The sequence below is a fragment of the Sphingomonas sp. ABOLE genome, assembly GCF_003950455.1.
Classification (GTDB): Bacteria; Pseudomonadota; Alphaproteobacteria; order Sphingomonadales; family Sphingomonadaceae; genus Sphingomonas; species Sphingomonas trueperi.
This window is the reverse complement of sequence record NZ_QQWY01000106.1, coordinates 1-748: the sequence shown is the minus strand read 5'-3', so window position 1 is coordinate 748 and position 748 is coordinate 1. Positions and strand designations below refer to the sequence as shown.

General features: G+C 68.4%; 1 protein-coding gene. It reads left to right on the top strand.

The features are described 5' to 3' along the window. Nucleotides 1-234 precede the first annotated feature (234 nt). Nucleotides 235-561, top strand: coding sequence for a hypothetical protein (locus CA234_RS24075; RefSeq protein WP_125977524.1), 327 nt, complete (start codon nucleotides 235-237; stop codon nucleotides 559-561). The last annotated feature ends 187 nt before the right edge of the window (nucleotides 562-748 follow it).

Genomic DNA, 748 nt, shown 5'->3' with positions numbered 1-748 from the left:
TCGAAGCTCAGCAGGTTCGCATCCGGATCGGTGCGGATCACGGTCTGCGCCCGCAGCCCGGCGAACAGCAGCGCCGCCAGCAGCGCCTCCACCGCGATCGCCGCCGCCGCGCCGCGCGCTCGGGAGCCTCCCGACATCATCGGATTTGCCCCGATCGTTGCGGGTTCATGCAACCGAAATGCGGCATGACACATTGATACGCATCGAACACGAACCGAAAGATGGGGTCCGAATATGCGTAAGACAATCGCCGCGCTCGCCGCCTTTGCCCTGGCCATGCCGGTCGCGATGCCGATCGGGGTCGCCAGCGCCCAGTCGCGCTACGAAGGCAAGTCCAAGTCCAGCCGCAACTATCGCTATGTGAAGAAGTGCCGCAAGTCGAAGGGCGAAGCCGGTCTGATCGCGGGCGGCGTCGCCGGTGCGCTGGCCGGTCCGTCGGTGGTCGGCGGCGGCCTGCTCGGCGCCGCGGCCGGTGGTGTCGCCGGTGCGCTGGGCGGCCGCGCGATCGACCGCACGATCACCGCGAAGAACCGCTGCACCTATGTGCGCGTCCGCCGCTGAACGATCGCAGGGGCGGGCCCGGCCCCGCCCCTTTCCAAAGCTGCCTGCATCGGCCAGAAACCGGCCATTCCCGCGACGCGTTCCGCGCCGCCCCCGAAGATGCAGGAAGTATGCGTATGTCCAGCTATGCTGATCGTCTGAACGCGCTGCGCGCGCAACTCGCGCAGGACGCGCTCGACGGCTTCGT